The sequence below is a fragment of the Candidatus Symbiopectobacterium sp. genome (assembly GCF_020054415.1).
Taxonomy (GTDB): Bacteria; Pseudomonadota; Gammaproteobacteria; order Enterobacterales; family Enterobacteriaceae; genus Symbiopectobacterium.
The window spans coordinates 1-1,774 of sequence record NZ_JAHWCO010000511.1 but is presented as its reverse complement, the minus strand read 5'-3'; the positions used below and the strand labels follow the sequence as shown (position 1 = coordinate 1,774).

Annotated in this window: 2 protein-coding genes; both read left to right on the top strand. The window is 58.5% G+C overall.

Features of this window, described 5'->3' with window-relative positions; genetic code table 11:
- Nucleotides 1-87 precede the first annotated feature (87 nt).
- Nucleotides 88-342, top strand: a complete 255-nt coding sequence (locus tag QZ506_RS14850) for a hypothetical protein (protein ID WP_291972072.1) — start codon at nucleotides 88-90, stop codon at nucleotides 340-342.
- Nucleotides 320-1,774: replication endonuclease (locus QZ506_RS14845; protein ID WP_291972070.1), on the top strand; the 1,455-nt coding region annotated here is incomplete at its 3' end. The genes QZ506_RS14850 and QZ506_RS14845, both read left to right, overlap by 23 nt.

Here is a 1,774-nt window from a genome sequence, read left to right as displayed (position 1 = left end):
CGCGGTATCCCGACCCATGAGGAGATGCACCGCGCCGCACGCCGTCAGGAAGACTATCTTCAGGCGAAAAAGTAGGTCTATAGCCAGTTGGAAAGCGTCAGCGCCAGCCTTTACTGGCGCTTCGACCAGCGCGAAAAACAAAAGGGCAGTGACAGTGCCCGCCGCTGGTTAACCGAGTCCGTGGTTAAGGTGATGTTGCCGCGCATTGCGCGTGTGGACGCCAGCTACCGCTTGGATGAGATAACCGATGACGATTTCTGTGCCCTGTTTGGCAAACGCGCAACACAATCTCCTCCAACACAATGGAGTGGTGGCCTTTTTGCGCCTGCGTACCCAGCGTAACCGCCTGCCCGACCTGGACAGCCAGGCGCTCAAGTCCCTGGCTGATGTCGTGGCTCATTTTGCCGCCACCGAACTGGCAAGTCTGACGCAGGCGCAAGGTGATAACAGCGAATGGCGCATCGTCCATGACCATTACCACCATCTGGCCCGAATCACCCGCTTGCTGGGTGCACCGCCGCCGCTCTGGGACAAGCTGGAAAAATGTTTCGTTCCCTTTGATGCCCAGCCCGCCATCCGGCGAATGAGTGATGCGCGGTGGTGGCTGAACAGCCTGCGTCGTACCGCCAAACGCTGGTGTGAACATCTGGTCATCGCCATGGGGTATGTGCATAAGCATGCGTCCCCGAACGTCAGCACAACCGCCTTGCGTGACTGGCACGAGCAGCGGCGGCGCACCAACGAGTGGCGCAAAAGCATGGATCTGGAAGATGAGGAGGGCAACCGCATCAACCTGATGGACGGCTATGCTGCCAGTCAGGCCAATCCCACCATCCGGCTTACTCAACTGATGGTACGCATTCGGGGGTATGAAGATATCGCCAATTCTCAGGGTTATGTTGGCGAATTTATCACCATTACCGCGCCCTCAAGCTATCACGCCACGCTGGAAAATGGACGGGTTAACCGTAAATGGAACGGTGCCAGCCCGGCAGACACTCAACGTTACCTCAATGGTGTCTGGGCCTGCGCCCGCGCCAAATGCCACCGCCAAGGGCTGCGCGTTTTTGGTATGCGGGTTGCTGAGCCACACCATGACGGCACGCCACATGCCCATTTATTGGTGTTTGCCCTCCCGGAAGAGATGGATCGCATCCGGGACATTCTGCGTGAGTATGCCACGGCGGAAGGCGGCGAGGAGTTACGGAGTGCCGCCGCTGCAAACGCCCGGTTTGACGCAAAAGCTATCGATCCAGAAAAAGGCAGCGCCACCGGTTATGTCGCGAAATACATTTCGAAAAACATCGACGGCTACGCCCTGGACGGTGAAACCGATGACGAAAGCGGCAAGCCGTTAAAGGATCACGCGCAGCACACTACCGCCTGGTCTTCGCTCTGGGGCATTCGCCAGTTTCAGTTTATCGGCAGTGTTCCGGTAACGGTGTGGCGGGAGTTGCGACGGATGAATGACAGTGAAACCGCCCGCGGCCTGAGTGTGGAGTTTGCCGCCTGTCACGAGGTGGCCAATGCGCAGGACTGTGCGGGGTATGTCAATGCCCAGGGCGGGCCACAGGTCAAACGTGATGCGTTGGCGGTACGCACCTGGTATCAGCCGGCAGAGGTACTGAATCAGTACGGTGAGGAAATGCTGAGTATCCGTGGGCTGTTTGACTCGGTGGTGGGCGAGGATTCACCGAGCCTGACCCGGTTGAAGCAGTGGAAGATTGTACCGAAGTTGGCCGTTGATGTGAGCAACGCGGACGCGTTGCCTCGG